The sequence below is a fragment of the Roseomonas aerilata DSM 19363 genome, assembly GCF_000711725.1.
GTDB classification, from domain to species: Bacteria; Pseudomonadota; Alphaproteobacteria; order Acetobacterales; family Acetobacteraceae; genus Roseomonas; species Roseomonas aerilata.
The window spans coordinates 233907-257369 of the sequence record NZ_JONP01000007.1 but is presented as its reverse complement, the minus strand read 5'-3'; the positions used below and the strand labels follow the sequence as shown (position 1 = coordinate 257369).

General features: G+C 68.2%; 23 protein-coding genes, 1 tRNA gene and 1 pseudogene. 10 read left to right on the top strand and 15 right to left on the bottom strand.

Translation table 11 applies throughout. From position 1 onward, the window contains the following. The coding region (locus tag BO39_RS10810) for a transposase (RefSeq protein ID WP_043832815.1) at positions 1-317 on the bottom strand (317 nt) is incomplete at its 3' end. A 46-nt stretch (positions 318-363) separates the two neighbouring features. Here BO39_RS10810 and BO39_RS10805 point away from each other — a divergent pair. Together BO39_RS10805 and BO39_RS10800 are read left to right on the top strand one after the other, a co-directional pair. Next, positions 364-873, top strand: coding sequence for a LysR substrate-binding domain-containing protein (locus BO39_RS10805; RefSeq protein WP_043832813.1), 510 nt, complete (start codon positions 364-366; stop codon positions 871-873). Positions 874-899: 26 nt separating this feature from the next. Further along, complete coding sequence (locus BO39_RS10800; RefSeq protein WP_156963641.1) at positions 900-2039, top strand: hypothetical protein; 1140 nt, start codon at positions 900-902, stop codon at positions 2037-2039. A 190-nt stretch (positions 2040-2229) separates the two neighbouring features. Here the strand turns inward: BO39_RS10800 and BO39_RS10795 are convergent, their stop codons facing one another. After that, the gene (locus BO39_RS10795; protein ID WP_281175539.1) at positions 2230-2799 is read right to left on the bottom strand and encodes a tyrosine-type recombinase/integrase; all 570 of its coding nucleotides are present in this window, start codon (positions 2797-2799) and stop codon (positions 2230-2232) included. A 230-nt stretch (positions 2800-3029) separates the two neighbouring features. Here BO39_RS10795 and BO39_RS10790 point away from each other — a divergent pair, with 230 nt between their 5' ends. Beyond that, on the top strand, positions 3030-3281 hold the full coding sequence (locus BO39_RS10790; protein ID WP_245615095.1) for a type II toxin-antitoxin system Phd/YefM family antitoxin: 252 nt from the start codon (positions 3030-3032) through the stop codon (positions 3279-3281). Positions 3282-3284: 3 nt separating this feature from the next. Further along, on the top strand, positions 3285-3731 hold the full coding sequence (locus BO39_RS10785) for a type II toxin-antitoxin system VapC family toxin (RefSeq protein ID WP_043832807.1): 447 nt from the start codon (positions 3285-3287) through the stop codon (positions 3729-3731). Between the two features lie 186 nt (positions 3732-3917). Here BO39_RS10785 and BO39_RS10780 read toward each other — a convergent pair whose 3' ends face one another. After that, positions 3918-4178: a hypothetical protein gene (locus tag BO39_RS10780; RefSeq protein ID WP_043832804.1), complete on the bottom strand. Its 261-nt coding sequence runs from the start codon at positions 4176-4178 to the stop codon at positions 3918-3920. 91 nt (positions 4179-4269) lie between these two features. On the opposite strand from BO39_RS10780, the pseudogene BO39_RS30995 reads away from it, so the two are divergent. Then, positions 4270-4554: pseudogene (locus BO39_RS30995) on the top strand (transposase); the annotation flags it as partial. A 124-nt stretch (positions 4555-4678) separates the two neighbouring features. On the opposite strand, the gene BO39_RS33935 reads toward BO39_RS30995, so the two are convergent. From BO39_RS33935 to BO39_RS10765, 4 genes are all read right to left on the bottom strand, one after another. Beyond that, positions 4679-5794, bottom strand: a complete 1116-nt coding sequence (locus tag BO39_RS33935) for a hypothetical protein (protein ID WP_211257423.1) — start codon at positions 5792-5794, stop codon at positions 4679-4681. Next, positions 5795-8053: a DEAD/DEAH box helicase gene (locus BO39_RS10775; RefSeq protein ID WP_211257422.1), complete on the bottom strand. Its 2259-nt coding sequence runs from the start codon at positions 8051-8053 to the stop codon at positions 5795-5797. It lies immediately after the preceding gene. A gap of 7 nt (positions 8054-8060) precedes the next feature. Further along, a complete protein-coding gene (locus BO39_RS10770; RefSeq protein ID WP_043832802.1) occupies positions 8061-8846 on the bottom strand; it encodes a hypothetical protein in 786 nt (261 codons plus the stop codon). Between the two features lie 357 nt (positions 8847-9203). Continuing rightward, positions 9204-10649: a DUF6880 family protein gene (locus tag BO39_RS10765; protein WP_043832800.1), complete on the bottom strand. Its 1446-nt coding sequence runs from the start codon at positions 10647-10649 to the stop codon at positions 9204-9206. Between the two features lie 296 nt (positions 10650-10945). Between BO39_RS10765 and BO39_RS10760 the strand changes: the two genes are divergently transcribed. Genes BO39_RS10760 through BO39_RS10750 form a run of 3 tightly spaced genes read left to right on the top strand, consistent with a single transcriptional unit; the run spans position 10946 to position 13734 of the window. Then, a complete protein-coding gene (locus BO39_RS10760) occupies positions 10946-11512 on the top strand; it encodes a DUF3489 domain-containing protein (RefSeq protein WP_043832798.1) in 567 nt (188 codons plus the stop codon). A gap of 4 nt (positions 11513-11516) precedes the next feature. Next, entirely contained in the window at positions 11517-11996 is a 480-nt protein-coding gene (locus tag BO39_RS10755) for a DUF2924 domain-containing protein (RefSeq protein WP_052401917.1), read from the top strand. After that, on the top strand, positions 11989-13734 hold the full coding sequence (locus BO39_RS10750; protein ID WP_084698032.1) for a recombinase family protein: 1746 nt from the start codon (positions 11989-11991) through the stop codon (positions 13732-13734). The genes BO39_RS10755 and BO39_RS10750 overlap by 8 nt, the downstream gene beginning before the upstream one ends. A gap of 333 nt (positions 13735-14067) precedes the next feature. Here the strand turns inward: BO39_RS10750 and BO39_RS10745 are convergent. The 3 genes from BO39_RS10745 to BO39_RS10735 all read right to left on the bottom strand — a co-directional run bounded on the left by BO39_RS10745 (position 14068) and on the right by BO39_RS10735 (position 16847). Further along, positions 14068-14142 (bottom strand) — tRNA-Gln (locus BO39_RS10745). 88 nt (positions 14143-14230) lie between these two features. After that, positions 14231-15085, bottom strand: a complete 855-nt coding sequence (locus BO39_RS10740; RefSeq protein ID WP_043832796.1) for a 4-(cytidine 5'-diphospho)-2-C-methyl-D-erythritol kinase — start codon at positions 15083-15085, stop codon at positions 14231-14233. A gap of 19 nt (positions 15086-15104) precedes the next feature. Continuing rightward, entirely contained in the window at positions 15105-16847 is a 1743-nt protein-coding gene (locus tag BO39_RS10735) for a tetratricopeptide repeat protein (protein ID WP_052401916.1), read from the bottom strand. A 286-nt stretch (positions 16848-17133) separates the two neighbouring features. Between BO39_RS10735 and BO39_RS10730 the strand changes: the two genes are divergently transcribed. Both BO39_RS10730 and BO39_RS10725 read left to right on the top strand, forming a co-directional pair. Further along, positions 17134-17778: a hypothetical protein gene (locus BO39_RS10730; protein WP_043832793.1), complete on the top strand. Its 645-nt coding sequence runs from the start codon at positions 17134-17136 to the stop codon at positions 17776-17778. A gap of 131 nt (positions 17779-17909) precedes the next feature. Further along, the gene (locus BO39_RS10725) at positions 17910-19028 is read left to right on the top strand and encodes a PA0069 family radical SAM protein (protein WP_043832791.1); all 1119 of its coding nucleotides are present in this window, start codon (positions 17910-17912) and stop codon (positions 19026-19028) included. Between the two features lie 276 nt (positions 19029-19304). Here BO39_RS10725 and BO39_RS10720 read toward each other — a convergent pair whose 3' ends face one another. The 5 genes from BO39_RS10720 to BO39_RS10700 form a co-directional block, all read right to left on the bottom strand. Beyond that, positions 19305-20888, bottom strand: a complete 1584-nt coding sequence (locus BO39_RS10720) for an ABC transporter substrate-binding protein (RefSeq protein ID WP_084698023.1) — start codon at positions 20886-20888, stop codon at positions 19305-19307. Between the two features lie 138 nt (positions 20889-21026). Next, positions 21027-21533 carry a F0F1 ATP synthase subunit B family protein gene (locus BO39_RS10715; protein WP_043832788.1) on the bottom strand — a complete coding sequence of 169 codons (507 nt, stop codon included), beginning with the start codon at positions 21531-21533 and terminating at the stop codon, positions 21027-21029. After that, complete coding sequence (locus tag BO39_RS34350; protein WP_052401914.1) at positions 21533-22324, bottom strand: F0F1 ATP synthase subunit B family protein; 792 nt, start codon at positions 22322-22324, stop codon at positions 21533-21535. Before BO39_RS34350 ends, BO39_RS10715 begins: the two co-directional genes overlap by 1 nt. A gap of 98 nt (positions 22325-22422) precedes the next feature. Further along, positions 22423-22662 carry an ATP synthase subunit C family protein gene (locus BO39_RS10705; RefSeq protein WP_043832786.1) on the bottom strand — a complete coding sequence of 80 codons (240 nt, stop codon included), beginning with the start codon at positions 22660-22662 and terminating at the stop codon, positions 22423-22425. A 45-nt stretch (positions 22663-22707) separates the two neighbouring features. Beyond that, positions 22708-23463 carry a F0F1 ATP synthase subunit A gene (locus BO39_RS10700; RefSeq protein ID WP_043832784.1) on the bottom strand — a complete coding sequence of 252 codons (756 nt, stop codon included), beginning with the start codon at positions 23461-23463 and terminating at the stop codon, positions 22708-22710.

Here is a 23463-nt window from a genome sequence, read left to right as displayed (position 1 = left end):
AGGCTGGCGCTGTCGAGCGCCGCTCGGCTCCATTCCAGGGCACCCGCGTCCTGCAGGCGCTCCAGCAGCACCCGGTGCAGTCGGGCCCAGACCCCGGCGGCGTGCCACTCGCCCAGCCGACGCCAGCAGGTCTTGCCACAGCAGCCCAGCTCGGTCGGTACCTCGTGCCACTGAATGCCCGTTCGCAGCACGAACAAAATACCAGCCAGCGCCGCCCGGTCGGGCGCACGCGGCCGACCGCCCTTCGGCTTCGGCCGCTCTCGCGGCAACAGCGGTTCCACCACCGCCCAGAGGTCATCAGGAACGAGGAGTGCCATCCTTCCTCAACGCCTCAACCCAGGTTTTGTCCCGAACTTTAAAGTGATGAACTACACCACGCGGCTGACGCCGATGGACTTCGTGGCCGAGGATGTGGATGCCGCCATCATGCTATCGGAAGAAGCGGTGCCGGGCGTCATACGCCACAGGCTCGTCGCCGATGCGCGCCTGCCCGTCTGCGCACCAGTCATCGCCGCACGGCTGCACGCACCGGCGGACTTGGCGCGAGAGGTACTGATCCAGCAGACCACGCGGCCGCGCGGCTGGGTCGAATGGCTGGAGCAAGGCGGCGTAGCAGGCATCGACGGGCTGCGCGGCCCTTTGATGCAGCATACCGCCATGGTGGCCGAGGCCTGTGTGGTCGGCCTCGGCGTGGCGCTGCTGCCGCGCTTTCTTGTTGACCGCGAGGTGCGGGACGGCCGGCTGGAGACACCCTTCAGCCGGACACTGACCGGCGACGCCGCATTCTGCCTCGCCTATCCCGAAGCTGCGGAAGAGGTGCCGGCGCTGCGCGCCTTTCGCGATTGGCTTGTGCAGCAGGCCACAGCGGGATGAGCGACGGGACGCGTTAAAAAACGCGCTTGCCCCACTTCTGTATACATGCATCCAAAAAGGCGCTCTACCACCGATACCTCGCCAAGCTGAATGACGCCGTCGGTGCGATCTTCATTGCGGAGGACGAACTCGTCGAGACTGCCCAAGAAGACCCAGGGCTACCTCCTAGCGTCACGCGGGCTATTCTCACCGACATCGTTTTCGATGGAGCCGCGGTCGCCAGCAAAGCCGACGCCTCGTACTTCTCGCTCTTCCGGGAAGGCGCGAGCCGTAGGATCGTCATGCGGCCGCACCACTTCGCGCTCGCAGAGGGCCTTGTGAACCTGCTCCGAGTCGTCGCTCAACGCCGCCCTCGGGCCTTTCTGGATCGGGTCAGCAACGCGCTCGGGAAGGCCTTCGTGCAGCGGGTCAGGGCAGCGTGGGAGGCCGAGGGCTTCGTAGCGCACGCCGACGTCTCCCTCCGAAGCTTCGACCCTGCCCTGCCCGACATCGACTTGCTCGTCATCTCGGAGGAGCCGACGCTTGGCTACGTCGTGTTCATCTGCGAACTGAAGAGCCCGATCCCGCCGCGGTGGGCGAAGGATCAGCTAAAGGTGCTGAACAAGGACAGTGTGTCAAAAGCCTTCCGCCAGGCCGAAGCCGTCCGCAGGTTCATCAGCACGGACGAGGGAGTCGCGTTCCTGCGTGCCAAGCTGCCGCCCGAGGGCATACCGCATTTCGATGGCTTCATCGTCGTTGTCGATCACCTGGTGATCACCTCCGACAATGCGGGAATGTTCTTCGGAGAGGAAAACACGAAAATTGTCAACTTTCGCACGCTCGAGCGGCTCCTAGTGCGGTCGGATGGCGACATGGCCTTCATTCAACATGTGCTCGGAACTTACAACGAGGAGGCCGATAAGCTCGTGAACAAGGCCATGATGGAGTTCGAGCTGGCTGGGCGCACCGTGGCTTATGAAGGGGTCACCGACTGCCCCATCCTCGACTTTCCGCAGGTGCGCTGGCGGAACTCACCCGAACGTCAGGCAATGATCGATCAGTTAATTGCGGACGGAGCGCACCCGTTCGACGTGCTTCCTTCTGACCCACGAAAGCAGGATGCTACAGCTACGGAGGGCGAGCCCGGTCCGCCTACCAAGGCGGTCCGTCCTCTTGACGGCACATAGCATTGATTGGGGCCGAGGCGGCCGGCCAGGTTTTGGTGAAGGCTGACGTCCGCTTCGGAGCTGGACAAGACATCGACTGGGTAGTCCCGGGGTGTCCGAGAAGGGTCGGGGCCGGCGGCGCCCATGTCAGCTGGGTCTACCGCCGGGGAGGAATGATCCGGCAGCGATCATTTTCTGAGCGGCCCGGTGCCTAGATGTCGGTGGCCTCTGAGATTGCCAGGGCATCCTTGATGTCGACGCTAAGGTACCTCACAGTGCTCTCGATCTTGGTGTGCCCGAGCAAGATCTGCACGGCCTGCAAGTTGCCGGTTCGCTTGTAGATCAGCGAAGCCTTGGTCCGGCGCAGCGAGTGCGTCCCGTAGTCCTCTGGTTGCAGGCCGATGGCGCTGACCCACTCGTAGACCAGTCGGGCGTACTGGCGTGTTCCGATGTGCGGGCACCGGCCGACGCGGCTCGGGAATAGGTAGTTGTCCAGGGTACCGCCCCGTAGATGCAGCCAAGCGGCCAGACTGTCCCGGGCGGTCGCGTTGATCTCGAACTGCACCGGCCGTCCTGTCTTCTGCTGTACAACGGTCGAGCGAGTGCGGATGTGGCTACCGGAGGTCACGCCGCTCACCCTGAGCTGGACCACGTCACAGCCGCGGAGCTTGCTGCCGATGGCGATGTCGAACATGGCCCGATCGCGCACCCGCTTCTGACTCGACAGGTAGAAGCGGATTGCCCAGACCTGCTTCTCCTTCGGCGCTCGCTTTGGGCCCACGATCCGGCCGGCAGATAGGGAGATCGGCCGGTCCCTTCCGCTGGGGACGGATCCTTCGGTCCGCATGTCAGCCTCCGTTGAGGAATGGCCTGAAGGCCTCCCTGGTGAGAGGCTAAACCCCTGGCAAGCTGCCCAGCTCGGCGTTTCCTGCATGCGTAGGCGCATGGCTTCAAATCGTCGCTTTCCTCTTGCACTCAGGCACCTCAAGCCACGATATGACTACAATAGTCATGGAGGCCGATGTGCAGGAGATCCAGCTTCGCGATGCCAAGGCGACTTTGTCGGCCGTGGTAGACCAGGCCAGGGCCGGGCAGCCCTCGGTCATTACCCGCCACGGCCGCCCTGAGGCGGTAGTGGTGAGCTTCGAGGAGTGGCAGCGCCTCTCACAGGTACCCTCCTTCGGTCGCTTGCTGATGGCCGCTCCGCTGGAAGATGACGATTTTTCTCCCCGGCAGGGTGGCCTACGCGACGCGGGGCTCTGACCCCTGTACCTCATCGACACCAACGTCCTCTCCGCAGGAGCGCCGACCAAGGCGGTTGCCGCGCCAGACTTGGTAACCTGGATGGACCGCAACAGTGCCGGCCTCTTCCTCTCCGTCATCGCCGTGGCCGAGGTGGAGGATGGCATCGCCAAGGCTCGCCGGCAGGGTGCTATGCGGAAAGCCGAGAGGCTGTCGGAGTGGCTTGAGGCACTGCTCCATCTCTACAGCGCTCGGATCATTCCTGTGGACCTGAAGGTGGCGCGGCACATGGGGCGCCTTGCCGACCTCGCCCGGGGCAAGGGGCATGACCCGGGCTTGGCCGACGTGGCCCTCGCTGCCACGGCGCTGCAGCACGGCTACACCATTCTGACCCGCAACCTCCGGCACTTCGACCCTTTGGGGGTTCCTGCGCTGGATCCTTTCTCGGCTCTACCCGCCGACCGTGGATGAGCGACCAAGCTCTGACTTCCCCTGGCTTTCCTCGCGAAGTTCGGTAAGCCCAATTCATCTTCTAGAAGCGGACGACCAACGATCGCTCGCCTGAACACAGCCACTGGCAGGTGTTGGCCGCAACCCGCCTGTCTGCTTTTGGTAATAGGAAGCGGGAAAGCCGACCTTGGCGACAACCGCGACCTCCTACAGGGGGCGGTTCGTCCCGATTACTCGAACCTCTTCCCGACCAAACTCCGTGATCTCACCGTCGAGCCCGCCGGTGAAGCTTCCGTACCAGACGGCCGGCTTCAGCCCCATTTCGCGGCGGTTCAGAACGATCTCGGACGCGGACTCCACTCGCCAGTAGCCCTTGTCGGAGTGGGTGATCTGGCACTCCGGCTTGCCCCGGGCGGCTTCCACGACCGGCATGAACTCCGGGACGTCGAGGACGTAGATGACCGGCATCGTCAGCGATCCCCGATCAGCGTCTCAACGAGCTTCGCCTTGCGCCGCCAGACCGTGTCGATGTCGCGGAGCCGGTCGCCTCCGGCCCGCTTTCCTGCTGAAGCTATACGCTGACGGCGGGTACCAGGGCGCCAACTTCCAAGTCGGACTGCGCACGACCTGCCGCCAGATCAACATCGAGATCGTCAAACGATCCGAGGTGGGCAAGTTCGTCGTGCTGCCGAAGCGCTGGATTGTCGAGCGCACCATCGCCTAGCTCAACCGCTGCCGTCGACTGGCCAAGGATTGGGAGTGCCTGAACCGTCGCGCGCTTGCATTCCTACGCTGGGCGTCCATCCGCCGCATGCTTCGAAGGCTGTGTCAGAAAACCATATGATCCCGGACGGACTCTAACGCCATCACCTCGCCCCAGCCACCTCTTACCAGTCTACGAGACACGTGCGCTCAAACTAGCTGATCGACTACACCGTCGCTCAGCTATAGGAGCACCTGTTGCGCAACTAAAGGTCATCGTTGAGATTGGCCAACACGTGCGCGTCACGCACACGATTCCTCGTGACCTCGAAAGCCTCAAAGGGGCTTCCTTCCCGGAGGTGGGCGCGCAGAGCCTCGAACGACTTCCGGGCGCCTACGCGCGAGCATTCGTTCCCAAGGAGGACGGCGTTCGCCAGGACCTCCGGGCTGTCACAGCCACCACGGACGGCAGCTCCCAGCGTCGCCACCACAGTCGGCACCATGATGCCGGGGCTCACGGTGTCACGCGTGATGAGTATCCGAGCGGGAAGGCCAGCGACAAACGCCAGGTCCGATACCACCTTGTTGACGAAGTGACGCGCCGTCTCGCAAGTCCCAAGCTTGGCAGGTGGTGTACCCGCGGCAAGCTCCAGCTTCGAGAGCGGTTCCCCTACCATCCAGGCCTTCGTCAAGGTACGCAGGACTGGCAGCGCATAGATGGCCTTTTCGACGGAGCCTTCCAGTTCCTTGTAGGACTTGCCGAACAGTCCCTCCATGCTCGCTGGCCTGAGTAGCTGGAGGACGTAAGCCGGATTTCCCGTCAACCAATCGAAGAGCCTGTCGATGCATTCCGACATCGTACCGGAGAACGCCCCGCTCTCCAGCTCCCCTGAGAGGCTGGCAAGCATCTCGACCGGAAGCCCAGTCGACGAGGCGAGCGGCGCCAACCAGGATGTCTCCACGGCCACAACCTTGGAAGCCCGTGAGACCATGGCCGCCTCGATCCGACTGCGGATCCACTCCGCATCCCCTGCGACACGCTTCCGATAGGCGGCGAACGAACGGGAAAGCATCGTGCGGGCAGGCTCATCCGGATCATCCCCGGACGCGGTTGGCAGTCGGGCGACAAGGTATTCCTCGTTGCCGCCGGAGACCGCAGCTTCATGGATGCGGTCCAGAAGCACGGTCAGAGGATCGTCAATCTGCAGGCACTGGTCCGACTGTGCGAAAACGCCTTGAAGGAGTGTCCAGTGGTCGTCGATCTTGGTCCCTTCCTCGTTGATGTCGACGACTCTGCTGGGCACCACCAGCACGAACCCCTGGCCGCTTTCCCCCGCCCGACCCGCCCGACCCGCGGCGTTCAGCAGTTCATGGGCCTCCAATTACTGCATCCTGTCGCTGGCGTCGTCCCAGCGGCTGTCAGCAGCGATTATCACAATGTCACTGGGCAGGTTCATACCCTGTGCCACGGTGGATGTCGCGAACAGGATGTTGAGGCCATCCCGGCGCTCGAATAGTGATCTGTGTAGGTCACGTTCATCCTTCAGCAGCTGGGCATGGTGGCTCGTGCCCACGCCCGACACGCCGCCATCGTCGTCAAGCTGCAGGTAGCAGTGCCGCGCCCCACCCATCTCCTCCTCGATGCGTGCACGCAAAACCGCCTCGGCATCCGTCAGCTTGACCCGATACCCGAGAAGCGCTTCACGGACGTGGCTGACGGCTCCTTCAGCCGCGACCGTCGACTGAACGAACACGAGTGTCTTCAGCCTGGCATGCGAAGCGGCCACGGCGATCCCGGCGGCGACCTTGTTGCCGTTTGGCGTCAGGTACCAGTTTCCGCCCCTCGTGGTCCCAGTGTTGAACGTGACCGGCTGGTCAAGCAGCGGCATGAGTGCGTAGTCCTTGCGCCTCAGGCTCGCCCAGGTCTGCCGCAGGCAAAAGAACGCCAGTGGGTTTGCAGTGAGTTGCTCCCTGACCCGCCTAGGGGCGTTCTTCGTCGTTGCAGTCCGTCTGGCCCGGCTTAGCAGGCCCTCCAGTTCAGTGACGCGAGACGCGGCGTAGGTGACGCAGCCCCTGGCCTGCCGCGTCGGCTTCCACGCGAGGTCAAGAGCCAGGGCCCTCCTTCCCGTCAGCTCACCCAGCCACCCGGCCAGCTCGCCCGCGTTCCGCATCATCGCCGATATCATGAGTAGGTCCGCTTCCGGCGCGATGTGGGTCAGGTTGAGGACGCACAGCATGGCATCGACGGCCCGACGGCTTCGGTCGCCGTCCCGGGCGTGCATGAGGTGGCACTCGTCGAACATGATGAGGCCAGTCTCGGTGAAGGCATCCGCCTGCAGCGACTGCAGCATCAGGCAGCGCTCGGGCGTCGACACGAGGATCTCGGGTAGCTCGGCCAATCCCACCAAGCTGCTCTCGTCTTCCAGGTCACCCACGACCTCGCTGTTCCTGAACGCCGTTCGTAAGGCGAAGGCTGTCTGATCGACCAGGGCGAGTGTGGGTGCCAGCACGACCACCCTCTTCCCGAGCAGCAGGGCAACGGCAATCTTGAGTTCCGCCAGGGTGGACTTGCCGCCGCCGGTTGGGAAGCTCACCGCTGCAGAGACGCCAGGATCCAGGTAGCCCCCGGCAATCGCCTCGCGGTGGTTCCGCCACAGATATGGCCTCCTGCGTGCCGCCCGGCGGACATAACCCGACCAGTCGGCTGCCCCGACACCTGGAGGGGCCGGGACCTGGCAGACCCCCGTTCCGACGAGACCACGCTCCACCCCCAGCAGCAGGTTGGCAAGGTGAAGCGGCCCAGGGAAGACGCTCAGAGCAACCGGACCGTCGGCCCCGAACACTCCATCAATGGAGGCCATCGCCAAGCGCTTCACCTCGGAGAAGATTTCCCTGGCTCTTGAGGGTGCGTCGAGTCTCGCCTGCGGTGACAACACCTCGAAGGCCAGGGCCCTCACCCCGGCATGGAGGTGGCGCAGCAAGGCATCAGCTGCCAGCGCGGCCATGGACGGGATGACGACGGCATCGAAGTCGGGGGCGGCAGGGGTGGCGACGGCACGGAGCCTGCCGGATGCTAGGTCGGCGATTGCCCTGGCTAGGCGGGCCTCCCCGGTCGAGCCCTCGGGTGGACGGATCCGTTTCGCCATCTCCGCAGCGTCGGGCTGGGCGTCAGCGATCAGGAACAGCAGGGTCGCGCACACCTCTGGCGCAACGCGCACGGCATCGATGTAGGTCATCCTGGGAAGGCTGGGGTCCTCGCCCGATCCGTCGCCTCGGTCAACTTCGGGCTCAGCCGATGGCACCTGCTCCCCCTCGCCACCCGGGAAGCCGCTATCCACGACCTCAGCCATCAAGCAGAGTTGGTGCGCCGTCGCCGCCACGAAGGCCGCGGAGGCCCGGGTGTCCCGCGTATGGTCGGAAACGACCAGGGCTTCCTGCGTTGCGGCCAACCGACGCATCTCGTCCATCAGCTCGGCGAGCGCCTCGGTCCGGTGTTCCTTGCCCACGTAGCCGCGCAGGCGCACCCGCGCCGCGACGATCTCGGTATATGCGTTGGTAAAGCGTTGCGGCAGCTCACCCAGGTCGAGGGCCCTCAGTGGCGGCGCCTGCCCGATGAGGTTCATGGTGACCGGGTCAAACATCTTTCATCTACAGGTCGACCTGTTCGATGGCCTTGGCACAGAAATCCTCCATCCACTCGCGCAGCGCATCGAAGTGCATGGTGTCTGCCCGTCGCCGCGACCGATCGCCCGGCGCAACCGCATCGAAGCCGCTGAACAGGCGCTTACGGTCTGCATCTTCGGCGTGGGTGTTCGATGTCGTGATGCTCACGCGGTAGTGCCGCACCTCGTCCCACAGTATAGTTGCTATGGCGGCATCAACGTCCAGCTGTGGAAAGTGGCGTTGCTGGGCCTCAAGCATTGTGGTTGCGTCCTGGACTAGTTCCGGCATGCGTTCGCCCCTTTCGAGCGCGCGGATCCCGTCCCATACGTCGCTGCTCACCGTCTTGCGCGGGTTGCTGGTCGCCTTGTCCTCAAATACCACCAGCGCAGTCACGGACGTGCCGGTGCCATCCAGCCGCAGTTGCATACCATCGAAGCCCTTGTGCGCCAGCACGAGGTGTGGGGCACGGGCAACGACGCCCTTTTCGGTTCGGTGTGCGGCGATCCAGGATATAGTCTGAAACACCCACCCGTCCCGATGCCACGGATCGCTGCCAGGCGGCACGGTCAGCATGTTGGTAACTGCCTTGGCGGCTTCCTTCCGCAAGGGAGGCACCGCCCCATCGATCCCAGTCAGAATGCTGGCGACGTGGCGGTGGTGGCCGAGTGCGACCATAGCGACTTTACGGGCAAGCTCCTTCTCGTCCTCGATGATCCAACGCCATCCGTGACATAGGTCGTCGTGATCAACGGGGGTCAAGGTAAGCGGCATGTCTGGATTTCTGTTTATCTGTCTTACCCATGCCTGACGATTGGCTTTGGTCGTGACCCTGCCTCTGTCGAAGCTGCGGCTTTCGGATTTGAGGGCTGCATAATGAACTTCTAAACCGGGGGAGGGCGGCAGGAAAGTGATCGCTGGCCCTTAGGACTGCGGCCCAGCCCTGCTGTGAGACGCGACTGGAGCTACATCCGGTTTCGGGGATCTGCCCTGAGACCCAGAATGTCCGGAATGGGCGCAAAGCCGCCGCTTGTACCGGCAGTGACGCGATTTCCGCTTCCACGTCCATATCCGACGCGCGCTGACGAGCACCCATGTCGTGGACGGGTCGCTTTCAGCCTTAACGCAAGGTCAGCTCAACCTTTCTACCTCTTGCCAGAACCCGACCTTGCGACCGTGGGTGGCCCGCAGCGCCCGCTCGTAAGCCGAGTGATCGGGCACGGCTCCGAAGTCCTCCACGCGCGCTGCAGTGTCACGGCAATCGCGCAAGTGCCGCGCCGCGTGCTTGTAGCGCGACGACCGGGCAGCACGGAGCGTGAAGTCGATCATGGCACGGCGCAGCAATGTCGCGGCGAGCGGGTGACGGCTTTCAAGCGCGTCGGCAGCCGGCGAGAGCAATTCGTAGAGGTCGCCGTTCAACGCCTTCGCCCGGCCGAGGACCAACTCGCTGGCCCGTCGCAGGTCGGGCCAGGCGACGAGGAACTCCAGCGATCGGTGGACGTCCTTGAAGGTGAGCGCGTGGGCAAGCGCCCTCTGCTCCGCCTCGACATCGTCGAAGTCCGGCAACTTGCGGAGGTAGGCGCGAAGGTGCGTGGCGTTGAGTGTCGCGGCGAAGCGATCCCACCGGAAGGCCTGCGCCTCGTCCAACCGCCCGAGCGCCTCGAGCACGTCGACGCGCGCCTCCTCCCACTCGGTTGGCGCCTGCGCGCGCTGTCGGGCGTCAACGCGTTCGACCGCCGCCCAGGCCTCGTCTCGGCGCCCGGCACCGAGCAGCCGTCGCGCTACGGCCGCAGCGACGGCCGGCGTCTTGCTCGCCGTGGGGTCGAACTGCGCGATGAAGCCGTCGACGTCGCCGAGCGCGTCGGCAACCTGTTGTAGGATGAAGGTAGCCGCGTGCTTCCTGCGATGGGACTGAACCTCGTCGGCATAAAGCGGACCCGAACTTGACCAGCCAATCACCTGGCGCTTGCCGCTGGGAAAGGTGGTAACTGGCTCCGCCTGCCATGCTTGCACCGCGTCCCTGATGATGAGCAGCCCGGCCGTGCCGAGTTGAGGGGCCAGGATGGGAATGAGCTCGTCCCAGGCACCGTGTTCGTCACCCGCAAGGGCCGAGAAGGCACGGTTGGCGAGAACCTCGGGCGGCAGGCCGGCCCGCTGCGCCAGGGGGCCGAGGTCCCGGGCAGCGGCGCGAAAAGCGTCGGACAGGCGGCCGCTGCCGTCGTCGGAGCGCGCCAGCACGCTTTCGGCGCAGCCAACTAAGCGCCAGAGCAGCTCGAAAGCCTCGCCCGGATCAGCTGGGGCGACCACGTCGAGGATGGCGCGGCGCTGGACCTCCAGCTCGGCCAGGAACGGCTTGATCTTCTGCCAGTCCAGCCAGGTCTTGGCACGCCCGATGCTGATCAGCTGCTTGGTGACAGCGCGTGCCGTGCCATCGACACCGCCGCTGCCCGCCAGAGCTAAGCGTAGCTGGCGCTGGGCGGCGGCATTGCCCTTGCTGATCGCCATGAGCAGTTCCGCAAGCCGGGTCGCGCCGAGCGCCTCGAGGTTCGCCGCGTTGAGTGTCTTGCCTGTGGCCATGGCGTTCTTGTGACGCGGCTGAGGGGTGTCTTCAACGGTCGTCGCGCCTAGCCCACGACCGCGACAAGGTCCTTGCACCCACGCGCTTTCACCCGCCGCACGCAGATGCCTCTCCCGGCATTCTGGTCGGTGGCCAGAAGCCTCAAGCCTGTAGAATCCTCTCGACTTCGGGGTTCCGGCAAGCATTGGTGCTGAGGCGGCGGGGCGGTGAGCCCTGCGGACGCGGAACCCGGCTGAGACCCGGGCTTGGGGTTGTGGGGCGCCGCACGGTGCGGGCTCCGCGAGGAACACACCCCATGAGCCAGCCCAAGCACCCCAAGCCCCTCTCGGTCGCGCAGATGCTGATCCTGAGCACCGCTGCCGAGCGCCCCGACCGCATGGTCCTGCCACTCCCCACGAACCTTCGAGCTCGCGGTGCCAGTCAGACCGGCCTGCTCACCTCTCTCCTGAACGCCACTCTCGTCGAGGAGGTCGCCACCGGGGATGCGGCCCTTAGCTGGCGTAGGGCGAATGACGGCGCCCTCGTTGCTCTCCGCATCACCGCGCCCGGCCTCACCGCGATCGGACATTCTCAGCCAGAGGGGGCAGCAGCCGAGCTGGCGAGAAACGTCGCTGTCGCGGGCGCTGACGCGGGCGAGACCCCTGCGAAACCAGCGGCCCCTCGCCCCAGCGGCAAACTCGGCGCGGTGTTGGACGCACTCCGGGCTGAGCAGGGCGCTACCCTCGCGGAGTTGGTCACGGCAACGGGCTGGCTGCCCCACACCACCCGTGCAGCGCTGACCGGCCTGCGCAAGCGCGGCTTCCCTGTCCACCTTGGCGAGCGGGACGGCCGCAAGGCCTACCGTCTGGCCGAGGCGGGGTAGCAGGATGCCACCCCGCTCTGCAGGACGCGCGGAACTGGCCGAGGCCCTCACCGGCCTTGGCAGCCTCGGCTTGGAGGAGCTTCGCGCCGAGTGGCGGCGCCTGAACCGCACCCCCTGCCCCGCCTGCCTCAGCCCCGACCTCCTACGCCGCGGCATCGCTCACCGGATGCAGGAGCGGGCCATGGGGGGCCTCTCTGCCGCCGCCCGGCGTCAGATCGCCTCGCTCGCCCGCAGCGTGGACGGTCCCCTGCCAGAGGCGGCCCCGCCCCCAGTCCAGCTCCGCCCCGGCACCTCGCTGCTTCGAACCTGGGGTGGACGCACCCACACGGTCCTCGTGGGGGAGAACGGCTTCGAGCACGAGGGGCGCCGCTACGCCTCCCTCTCCGAGGTAGCGCGTGCCATCACCGGCGCTCACTGGTCCGGACCGCGCTTCTTTGGTCTGCGCAAGCTCCGGCCCTCGGCCGGGGGTGGCGCGCGTGACTGACCGCCGCACAGGATCTGGCTGGGCCAAGGCTCCCAGGACGGGGAACGCTCCGGCCCAGGACGCCACCCGACGCCGCTGCGCCATTTACACGAGGAAGTCCTCGGAGGAGGGGCTGGAGCAGGCCTTCAACTCCCTCGATGCCCAGCGCGACGCCTGCGAGGCCTACATCCGCAGCCAGCGGCACGAGGGCTGGGTCTCACTGCCCACCCGCTACGACGATGGCGGCCTCTCCGGCGGCACCCTCGACCGCCCGGCGCTCCAGCAGCTCCTCGCCGACATCCGTGCCGGCAAGGTCGACCTGATCGTTCTCTACAAGGTCGACCGTCTCACCCGCTCGTTGGCCGATTTTGCCAAGCTCGTGGACGTCCTCGACGCCCACGGAGTCTCCTTCGTCTCCGTCACCCAGCAGTTCAACACCACCACCTCCATGGGGCGCCTCACGCTCAACATGCTGCTCTCCTTCGCCCAGTTTGAGCGCGAGATCACGGGCGAGCGCATCCGCGACAAGTTCGCGGCATCCCGCCGCAAGGGCATGTGGATGGGCGGCACCGTGCCCCTCGGCTACGCCGTCCACGACAGGAAGCTCGTGCCGCTTCCAGCCGAGGCCGAGCGTGTGCAGCACCTCTTTCGCCGCTATCTCGCCCTCGGCTCCGTGCTCGCGCTGCGGGAGGAGACCACCCGCGAGGGCGTCCTCAGCAAGGCTGGCCGACCCCTCTCTCGCGGCGCCCTCTTCCATCTACTGCAGAACCGCCTCTACCGCGGCGAGGTCGTCCACAAGGGCCACACCTACCCCGGCGAGCACGATGCCATCGTGGAGAGGGATCTCTGGGACGCGGTGCAGCAGCGCCTGGCCACCAACCGCCAGGACCGCAGCCCGGGACGGCGGAGCAGCAACCCGGCCCCTCTCCTCGGCCTCGCCTACGACGCCTCCGGCGACCGTCTCACCCCCACCCACGCCATCCGCCGCGGAGTGCGCTATCGCTACTATGTCTCCCACCGGCTGGTGACCGGCGGGCGCCGCAGCGCCCCTGAAGGGTGCCGCATCCCAGCGAATGACTTCGAACGCTTAGTTGTCGATACTCTGCTCCAGTTCCTCACCGACCCGCCGCGGCTGCTCGGCGGTCTGGACGAGGCCGGAGCGCTCCCCACGAGCCTGCCCGAGCAGCACCGGCTGATGCGCGCTGCCCAGGCGCTCGCCGATCGCTGGCCTCGGCTCAACCCCTCGGAAGGACGCGATCGGCTGCATCGCTTGCTGACCCGCGTCGATGTCACCGACGAGGCGGTCACCCTTCAACTCGATCCCTCCCATCTCCGCGATCACCTGCTCGGTTCGGAGTCCAATGCCAGCGATGCAGTCCATGCTCCCATTGCTCTCTCCGTGCCCTCCACCCTGATGCGGGCAGGGCGGGAGACAGCGCTGGTGCTGGGTGACCAGGACGCTCCCATGGCACCCAACAAGCGCAACCCAACCCTGGTACGCCTGATCGTGCGCGCCCACGCGCTGCACAATGCACTGCTCACCAGCGGCGGTGCCTCGCTCGAGAACATCGCGGCGCGCGAGGGCATCTCTCGCTCCTACCTCGCCCGGCTTGTTCGGCTCGCCTACCTCGCCCCCAGCCTGACCGAGGCCATCCTCCTGGGCAGCCAGCCCGCCGCGATTACTCCGTCGCGCTTGATGCGCGACACCCGCCTGCCGCTCGACTGGCAGGAGCAAGAGCGCCTCCTCAGCGCCGACTGAGACCAGCGGGCCGGCGGGCCGGCGGGGCGCATCGACTCCGTCGCACCCGCTTGCACCAACCCTCATCACCCCTCCGGGCCAAAGAAACGACCGCTAGACCGGCAGGCGCTCAGTCCGACCGGAAGTAGTCCGCGTCTCCGGCCCCGATTTTTCGACCTCGGTACCTCTTTCCTGCGCAGGGGAGACGGACGACGCATTCAGTCGGCCTTTGCCGCACGAGAGCGTCTCTCTGATAGCCGGACCCCGATCAGCCCGACAGAAAAGCCCGGAACCACTGGCCTTCCTGCCCGACACAGCAGGGACTAGCGAAACTGCGAAGAAGCTAAAGAAGGTTGGCTGGGGCGCCAGGATTCGAACCTGGGAATGGCGGTACCAAAAACCGCTGCCTTACCACTTGGCGACGCCCCACCAGCCCCGCCCGAGGGCCCTGGGCCGGGCGGAACATGTCCTCCGCCGCGCCCCGCGTAAAGCCCCGAAGGCCAGCTTTCAACCGCCCTCAGCCGCCGCGCGCGTCACCGCCCCAGCGCCACCAGGCGGCCGGCAGAGCCTCCGCCGCCCGTCTCGCCTGATCACCGTCCTCAAAGATTGCGAAGCAGGTAGCGCCAGAGCCGCTCATCCGGGCCATCAGCGCCCCCGGCAGGGTCCCCAGCGCCGCCAGCACCGCCGCTACCGGCGGGCAAAGGGCGATGGCCGGCGCCTCCAGATCGTTCCGCAGCGCCCGCAGCCCCTCCGCCAGCGCTGCCGCATCCGTCCAGCCCGAGGGCAGCGCGGCGGGGGCCGAGAAGGCGCCCTTGCGCCCGGCGAAGACCGCGGGTGTCGGCAGCGCGACGCGGGGATTGGCCAGGACCATCCCGAAGGACGGCAGGCGTGGCGCCGGGGTCAGGATCTCGCCCACCCCACCCATCCGTGCCGGGCGCGAGCCGACGCAGACCGGCACGTCCGCGCCCAGCCGCAGGGCCAAGGCCTCCAGCCGCGCCGCGCCCATCTCCAGGCCCCAGAACCGGTCCAGCGCCCGCAGCGCGGCCGCCGCGTCGGCCGAGCCGCCGCCGATCCCGGAAGCCACCGGCAGCCGCTTCTCAAGGTGCAGCGCGGCCCCGGGCAGCGGGCGCTCCGCGGCCTCGGCCAACAGCCGCGCGGCGCGCAGCACGAGGTTGTCGGGCTCAGCCGAGAGGGCACCCCCCTCTGGCCCACCAAGATCGAGCGTCACGCCCTCCCCCGGCCGCACGGAAACCCTGTCCGCGGCCCCCGCGAAGACCACGAGGCTGTCCAGCAGGTGATATCCGTCCGGCCGCCGCCCGGTGACGTGCAGGTGCAAGTTCACCTTCGCGGGCGCGTCCTCCGAGGGCGTCACGGGCCGGTGCGCCGCGCGCTCATCGCAGCGCCGTGGCGGAGGGCAGACCGTCGCGCAGCTTCGCCTCCACCCGCGCCGCGTCGCCCGCCTCCAGCTCCATGCCGAGCGCCCGGCGCCACTGAAAGCCCGCCTCCGCGCGCCGCCCCGCCGCCCAGTAGGCGTCGCCGAGATGGTCGTTGATGACCGCGCTGCGCGCCTCCAGCTCCGCCGCGCGCTCCAGCCAGCGAATGGCACCCGCAAGGTCGCCCGTCCGGAACAGCGCCCAGCCGAGGCTGTCCGCGATGTTGCCGTCTTGCGGCCGGGCCGCCACCGCGCGCTCCAGCATGCCGCGCGCCTCGTCCAGTCGCTCCCCGCGCTCCACCCAGGCATAAGCGAGGTGGTTCAGCACCGAAGGCTGGTCCGGCGAGAGCGCGAGCGCCTGCCGCAGATCCGCCTCCGCCGCCGGCCAGTCCCCCGCCAACTCGCGCACCACCGCGCGGGCGTAATACAGCGGCCAGTCCGCGGCGCCGGGGCGCGGGAGGCGCTCGATCGCCACACCATAGGCCGCCGCGGCCTCGGCGTGCCGGCCCTGGGCCCGCAGCACGTCGGCGATCGCCACGGCCGGCTGCGGCGCGCCCGGCTGGGCATCGGCCATGCGCCGCAGCAGAACCACCGCCTCCTCCCCCCGCCCGAGGCGGCTGAGCAGCGCCGCCCGGCGCAGCGCGGCGAGCGGCGCCATCGCGTCCTCCGCGGGCACGCTGGTGAGCACCGCCAGCGCGGATTCGGCGTGGCGCTCGTCCGCCAGGCTCTCCGCGGCGAGGATCAGGGCCGGCGCGAAGCCCGGCCGCAGCCGCAGCGAGAGCCGCGCGAGGATAAGGGAGAGCTCCGGCGCCCCCTGCCGGCGGAGCGAGGCCCCGAGTGCCACCTGTGCCTCCGCCATCCCCTCCACCGGGGAGGCGACCGCGCGCCCCGACAGCGCCGCGCGCCGCGCCGCCGGCCCGGCCGTCAGCGCCACGTCATCGGAACCGAGCGCCATGGCGTCGAAAAGCCGCGCGCCCTCCGTCTCGCGCCCGGCGCGGGCGAGGATCCCGGCCGCGATGGTCGTCAGCCGCAGGTTGGGCTCTCCGGACTCCGCCACGGCGATGCGGATCATCCGCTCGGCCTCCCGCGCGCGCCCGGCGAGGTCCGCGATCATCGCCCCGTGCAGCGCGGCCACCGCGCGGAGCTGCCCGCCTTCCACGAAGGGCCGGAGGGTGGCGAGGGCCGCGTCGGTGTTCCCCCGCCCGGCCTGGGCCCAGGCCAGCAGCAGGGGCTGGAGGATCTGCGCGCTGCCCTGGCGGGGCAGGCCGCGGATGCGCGCCTCCGCCCGCTCCCAGCGCCCGGCCTGGGCATCGGAACCGGCCAGCAGCAGGGCGGCGAGTTGGCTTTCCGGCAGGCGGCGAGCCAGGCGCACGGCGTCCGAGCGGCCATCCATCACCGTGGCGCTGAAGGCGCGCGTCAGGATCTCCGGCTCGTCCGGATCGGCCGCGAGGGCGGAGAGAAGCGCGTCCGCCGCCGCCGCGGCATCGCTCTCGTTCGCGGCGAGCCGCCCGGCGAGATAGGCGCCGAAGACACCCTCGGGGGCCGCCGGGGCCGGCACGGGGGCGGGCGCGCCCCGCCTCGCGGCCACCGGTGAGGCAGCGGGCGCCGCCTCCATCGCGCCGGACCCATCGACACCCGGGCCGGATCCGGAGTTGCCGCCCGCCGCGCAGCCGGCAAGCAGCGCCGCCGCCAAGAGCAGCATCCGGCCTCGCCGGCCCTCCCGAAGGGGACGACCCAGCGGGGCAGGAGGGGCGGCGGGGGTTGGAAGGACCTCGGGCGGCATCATGCGTTGCAGCGTAGGATCACCGGCCCGTGAGACGCCAGCATCACCTTCTCTGCCGCCGCTCGGCCGCGGAAACTGTGGCATTCCTGCGTCAGTTCCAGATCAACAGAGCAAGGGTTTCCTCACGAAGAGGGGATTTCCCGGTCGGGACAGGCTGTGTTTCGCTCCGTAACGTCCTGTTTGACCCGGTGGAGGAACGGCTCCCATGCGTGTCCTGATCGTCGCCCTCGCCCTGCTCGCAGGCTTCGCAGCCGCGCCGGCAGAGGCACAGAACCGCTTCTGGCTGATCAACAACACCAACGATACCATCCAGGCGGCGAATGTCTCCGCCTCGCGCCTCTCGAACTGGGGCCCCGACATCCTGGGCAACAGCGTCCTGCCCGCCGGCAACCGCGTCTTCGTCACGCCGAACTTCGGGGACTGCATCCTCGACGTGCGCGTGACCTATGCCAGCGGACGAGAGGAGACCCGGATGGGCCTCAACGCCTGCTCCATCAGCACGATCGCCTTCGGCGGGGGCGGTGGAGGGGCCGGGGCGGGCGCCACCGTTGGCATGGGCCCCGGCGCGGGCGCGACCATCGCGGCGCCGCGCGGCGGCAACCCCTCCTTCAACTTCGTCAACCGCTCCGGGATGGTCATCCGCGAGCTCTACATCTCGCTCTCCTCCCAATCGAACTGGGGGGCGGACCGGCTGGGCAGCAACGTGATGGGACCGGGCCAGTCGCTCTACGTCCAGCTTCCGAACGGTGGCAGCTGCGCGGCCGATATCCGGGTGGTCTACAACAACGGTGCCTCTGCCGAGCGGCGTGGCGTCGAGACCTGCAGCCGAACCAATATCGTCTGGCGCTGAGGCGCGGGCACCGCCCAGATCCTCCCGCGTGGCGCCAGTTTCACGTCCTTGTTCCCTGCTTGTTCTTGACGACAGGGGGGCGTGATGCCCAAATCCTAGGGAACACAAGGCGAACTCCATAGGAGGCCACCATGCCGGACGGCAGCCTGGGCAGCCCTCTTCCTCTCGGCCGATCCCCGCTCCACCGGGGCCGCGGCGCGGTCTCCAACCCGCCGAACCGCTTCGAGCGCGCGCGCACGGACGCCTTCGACGATGGCTGGGGCACGCTTGCCGAGACGCTGGCCGACCTGCCGCCGCTGGCCACCTCCCTCACGCGGGACAATGCCCGCTCGGCGCTGACCTGGAACGACAGCCCGGATATCGGCTTCGACCGCTCGGTGAACCCCTATAAGGGCTGCGAGCACGGCTGCATCTACTGCTACGCCCGGCCGACCCACGCCTATATCGGCCTATCCCCCGGCCTCGACTTCGAGTCCCGCCTCCTGTTCAAGCCCGAGGTCGCGAGCTTGCTGGAGAAGGAGATCAGCAAGCCCGGCTACGTGCCGCGCCCGATCGCCCTTGGCTCCAACACCGATCCTTACCAGCCGGTGGAGCGCACCCTGCGCCTGACCCGCTCGGTGCTCGAGGTGCTGGACCGCTACAACCACCCGGTGACCATCGTCACGAAGTCCGCGGGCGTGCTGCGGGACCTCGACATTCTGACCCGTATGGCCGCGCGCAACCTCGTGCAGGTCTGCCTCTCCGTCACCACGCTCGACAACCGCCTCGCCCGCATCATGGAGCCGCGCGCGGCCACCCCGCTGCGCCGCCTGGCCGCGATGCACGAGCTCTCCCGCGCCGGCATCCCCGTCGGCGTGCTTGCTGCGCCCATGATCCCCGGCGTGAACGACGCGGAACTGGAAAAGGTGATGGAGGCCGCCCACGCCCACGGCGCCCGCTCGGCCGGCTACGTCCTGCTGCGCCTGCCGCTGGAAATCCGGCAGATGTTCGAGGACTGGCTGAACGCCCACATGCCCGACCGTGCCGCCCGCGTGCTCGCCCTCGTTCGCGAGACCCGCGCCGGCAAGACCTACGACCCCCGCTTCGGCATCCGCCAGACCGGCACCGGCCCCTATGCCGACATGCTGGCCCGCCGCTTCGCTGTCATGATGAAGCGCCTGGGCATGGACGGCGCGCGGGAGAACGGCTCACTCGACTGCTCGCAATTCGCGGTGCCGGGGGCCGAGGAGCGGCAGCTGGTTCTGCTTTGATGGGGGCGGTGGCCCCAGGAGGAGGCGCTGCCTCCTCCTGGACCTCCTCCGCCGGGGTGGCTCGGCCACCCTGGACCCCGCGGTCTGTTTGATGCGCGCCTGAGGTCCATGACCTCAAGCGACTGAGCGGTCAGCCTGCGCGGCTAAGATGATTGTTCAAGGGCGCCATTTTCGCCCGGTTGGCTCCAAGAAACAGATCGCGGGGTCCGGGGAGCCCGTTGGCTCCCCGGCGGAGGGTCTGGGAGGCAGAGCCTCCCAGAGGCCACCAGCACGGGCCTACTGAACCCGCACGTAGCGCAGCGGGAAGTAGTTATCCGCCATCAGCTGCAGCGTGATGTTCTGCCGCGCCGCCCAGACCACCACCTGCTGGTGAAGAGGGATATGCCCCACCTCCTCGGTGTGGATCCGGTTTGCTTCGTTGATCAGCTGCTGGCGCTTCGCGGGGTCGAGTTCCACGCCGATCTGGTTCGTCAGCTCGTCGAAGCGCGCGTTGCTCCAGCCGCCCGAGTTGAACACGCCGCGTGTGCCGCCGCGGGTGCCCATGATGTTGTAGAGGGTGTTGTGCGCGTCGTAGGTCGTGGGCGTCCAGCCGAGCATGTAGAAGCTTGTCTGGTAACGCGGCGCCAGGATCTCCGCGAAGTAGCGCGCGCGGGTCTGGGCGTTCAGCGTCACCCGCACGCCGATGCGCGCCAGCATGGAGACGACGGCGGTGCAGATCGCCTCGTCGTTCACGTAGCGGTCGTTCGGGCAGTCCATCGTCACGCCGAAGCCGTTGGGATAGCCAGCCTCGGTCAGCAGCCTCTTGGCCGCGTCGATGTTCGGCCGCACCACGCGGTCCTCGGCTTCCACGAAGCCGTTCACGCCCGGGCCGAACATAAGCGAGGTCGGGCGCGACTGGCCGCGCATGATGCGCGTCTTGATCGCCTCAAGGTCGATCGCCTGCTGCATGGCGCGGCGCACCCGCACGTCGCGGAACGGGTTGCGGCCGCGCACGTCGGACTTCAGCAGCTCGTCGCGCGACTGGTCCATGCCAAGGAACACGGTGCGCAGCTCCGGCCCCTGGTGAACGCGCACGCCCTGCGCGCGGCTCAGCCGGTCGGTGTCCTGCGGCGGCACGGTATAGACCATGTCGATCTCGCCCGAGAGAAGGGCGGCGATGCGGGTCGCGTCGTTGCCGATGACGTTGAACACCACCTCGTCGAGGTTGTGCTCCGGCTTGTCCCACCAGTTCGGGTTCGGGCGCAGCACCGTGCGACGGTCGGGCTCGCGGCTGACGAGCACGAAGGGGCCGGTGCCGTTGGTGTTGCGGGTGGCGAAATTCTCCTGGCCGGTCGTCAGGTCCACCGCCTGCGTGGCGTTGTTCGCCTCCGCCCAGCGCTTGGACATGATGCCCCAGGTGGTGATCTCCTCGAGGAAGATCGGGTCCGGCGTGGTCGTCTCGAATTCGACGGTGAAATCGTCGATCTTCCGCAGCTCCTTCACCGAGGAGAGCACGGAGGTGAGATTCGAGCCCTGGGCGCGCACCCGGGTTGCGCTGAACAGCACGTCATCGGCGGTGAAAGGCGTGCCGTCGTGGAACTTCACGCCCTCGCGCAGCTTCAGCCGCCACACGGTCGGCGCGGTCTGCTCCCAGGAGGTGGCGAGCGCGGGCTCGATCTTCAGCTCGCGGTTCCGGCGAACCAGCGGCTCGTAGATGTTCGAGGTGAAGGAGAGAAGGAAGGTCTCGTTCCGCGCGTAGGGGTCCATGGAGTTGACGTCACCGTCGTTGGCCCAGCGGAAGGTCGCGGCATCGGCGGCGCCCATGCCGGCACCCGCGCAGAGCATCAGCGCCGCGGCGCCGGCCAGGAGGTATCGTCGCATCCCTTGTCTCCCCATTCGGAATCCCATGGGGAGGCTAGTCGGGCCCGGCGGAAAAGCAAACGGGGAGGCACCGGCCCCCACAAACGCGAACGGGGGCCCTGAGGCCCCCGTCCAGGTTGCTCCGATCCGAAGGCCGGCTCAGGCGGCGCGCAGCGCCCGCGGCAGGTCAGCGACGGCCTTGTCCACCATGGCGGCATCGGCCTCGGCGGTCAGCTTCTCCGAGATGACGGAGCGCGCGGCGCTCGCCGCGATCTCGGCGGCAGCCTGGCGCACCTCGGCCAGCGCGCTCGCCTCGGCGGCGGCGATGCGGTCCATCGCCATGCGCTCGCGCCGGGCGGCGCTCGCCTCGGCCTCGGCGGTTGCGGCGGCCGCCACGCGGTCGGCCTCGGCGCGGGCACGGGTGATCATCGCCTCGGCCTCGGTCACGGCGGCGGCGCGATCGGCCTCGGCCTGCTTGCGCATGGCCTCCGCCTCGGCGCGCAGCCGCGTGGCCTCAGCCAACTCGTTCCGCACGCCCTCGGCGCGGGCGTCGAGCGCGGCCATGGCCTTCGTCCAGACGGTCCGGCCGAGCAGCAGCAGGAAGATGACGAAGGAGACGGCGACCCAGAACTTCGGGTCCAGCCAGAAGTGCTCGTAATGGTGCATCACGCCGCTCCCGAGGTGATGTTGCGGGCTGCCAGCTCGCGGCCGACCGCGGCCTCGACGGCCGCCTTGTCCTCAAGGCCCGAGAGGCGCTTCACCAGCGCCTGGGTCGCGTCCGTCGCGGCCTCGCGCAGCGCGGCCATGGCGGAGTCGCGGGCGGCGGAGATGCGCGTCTCGGCCTCGGCGATCTGCGCGTTCAGCTTCTCGGCCAGCGCCTCGTTGCGGCGGGCGGCGTCGGCCTGGGCGGCGGCGGCGGCCGCGGCGACAGAGGCCTGGGCCTCCGCGCGGGCGCGGGCGGTGCTGTCGCGCTGGCCGGCCTCGGCGGCCTCGGCCTCGGCGCGGGCGTCGCGGGCGGCGTCGAGGTCGGCGCCGATGCGGGCGCGGCGGTTCTCCAGCACCTCGGCCACCGGCGGCAGCAGGTAATGGGCCGCAAGGAAGACCAGCAGGCCGAAAATCACGAAGAGCCAGACCACCTGGGCGATGGTCAGCGGGTTCGCGAAGTCGAGCTGCGGCATGCCGCCCGTGTCGGCGGCCTCATGCGCGGCCTGGTTGTACTCGGCCGCGGTGCGGTTGGCTTCCCGGATCGCGTTCGCGCGGTCGCTGTCCGCCTGCACGGGGGGGCTCGGCGGGCGCCCGCCGGGCAGCGGCTCGTCGGTGCGGACCGGGCCGGTCGGCGCCGGGGCGGTCACGTGCTGGGCGAGGGCAGCCGAGCCCAGGAAAGCGGGCGCCTGCGAGAGCAGCAGGCCGATCACCGCGAGGCGCCAGAACGAACCGTGGGGCAGGCGGGGCATCATGTCTCCGTTCCTCGGCAGGCGGGCGAGGAGGCCGCGCTGAAAGGGCGAACGGGCGGGCAAGCCTCCAGAAGGCCTACCCGCCCGAAGCGCGGACCCGATCAGGCGAAGAGGATGAGGAAGGCGATCAGCAGCGCGAAGAGCGCGACGGCTTCCGTCAGCGCGAAGCCCAGAATGCCGATCGGGAACACGGCGTCGCGGGCGGACGGGTTGCGGGCCACGCTGTTGATCAGCGAGGAGAAGATGTTGCCGATGCCGAGGCCCACGCCGAACAGCGCGATCACGGCGAGGCCGGCACCGAGCGCCTTGTAGGCGCCGAGATAGGCGGCGGGGTCGTTCATCTGAGCTTTTCCTTGTCTGGAAAGGTTTGGTGGCCTGCGCGTCGCTTAGTGCAGATGCACTGCGTCGTGCAGGTAGATGCTGGTGAGGATCGCGAAGACATAGGCCTGAAGGAAGGCGACGAGGATCTCGAAGCCGATCAGGGCCACGTTCACCGCGAGCGGCAGGGCGGCGCCCAGGAAGCCGACGGCGCCCAGCGAGCCGATCAGCACGATGAAGGTCGCGAAGACCTTCAGCATCACGTGTCCCGCGACCATGTTCGCGAAGAGACGGATGGAGAGGGAGATCGGCCGGGAGATGTAGGACACGACCTCGACCGGGATGATGATGGGCGCGAGCCAGAGCGGCGCGCCCTCGGGGAAGAAGTAGCCGAAGAACTTCTTGCCGTGGATCGCCAGCGCCACGATCGTCGTCACCAGGAACACCAGGATCGCGAGGCCGAGCGTGACCGCGATGTGCGAGGTGTAGGTGAAGGCGTAGGGCAGCAGGCCCAGCATGTTGCCAAAGAGGACGAACATGAAGAGCGCGAAGACGAAGGGGAAGTAGCGGCGCCCCTCATGGCCGACCTGGCCGATGAGCACCCCTTCCACGAATTCGTAGAGCATCTCGGCCGCGGACTGCAGCCGGCCCGGTACCACGGCCCGGTGGCGCATGCCCACCATGAACAGCAGGGTGATCAGCCCCACGGCGAGAAGCATGTGCGCATTGGACTGGGAGAAGCCCACGGCCCGCCCGATGGGCCCGAGAACCGGGACCAGCTCGAACTGGCTCAGCGCGTCGATCGTCTTGCCTTCGGCGGCCAC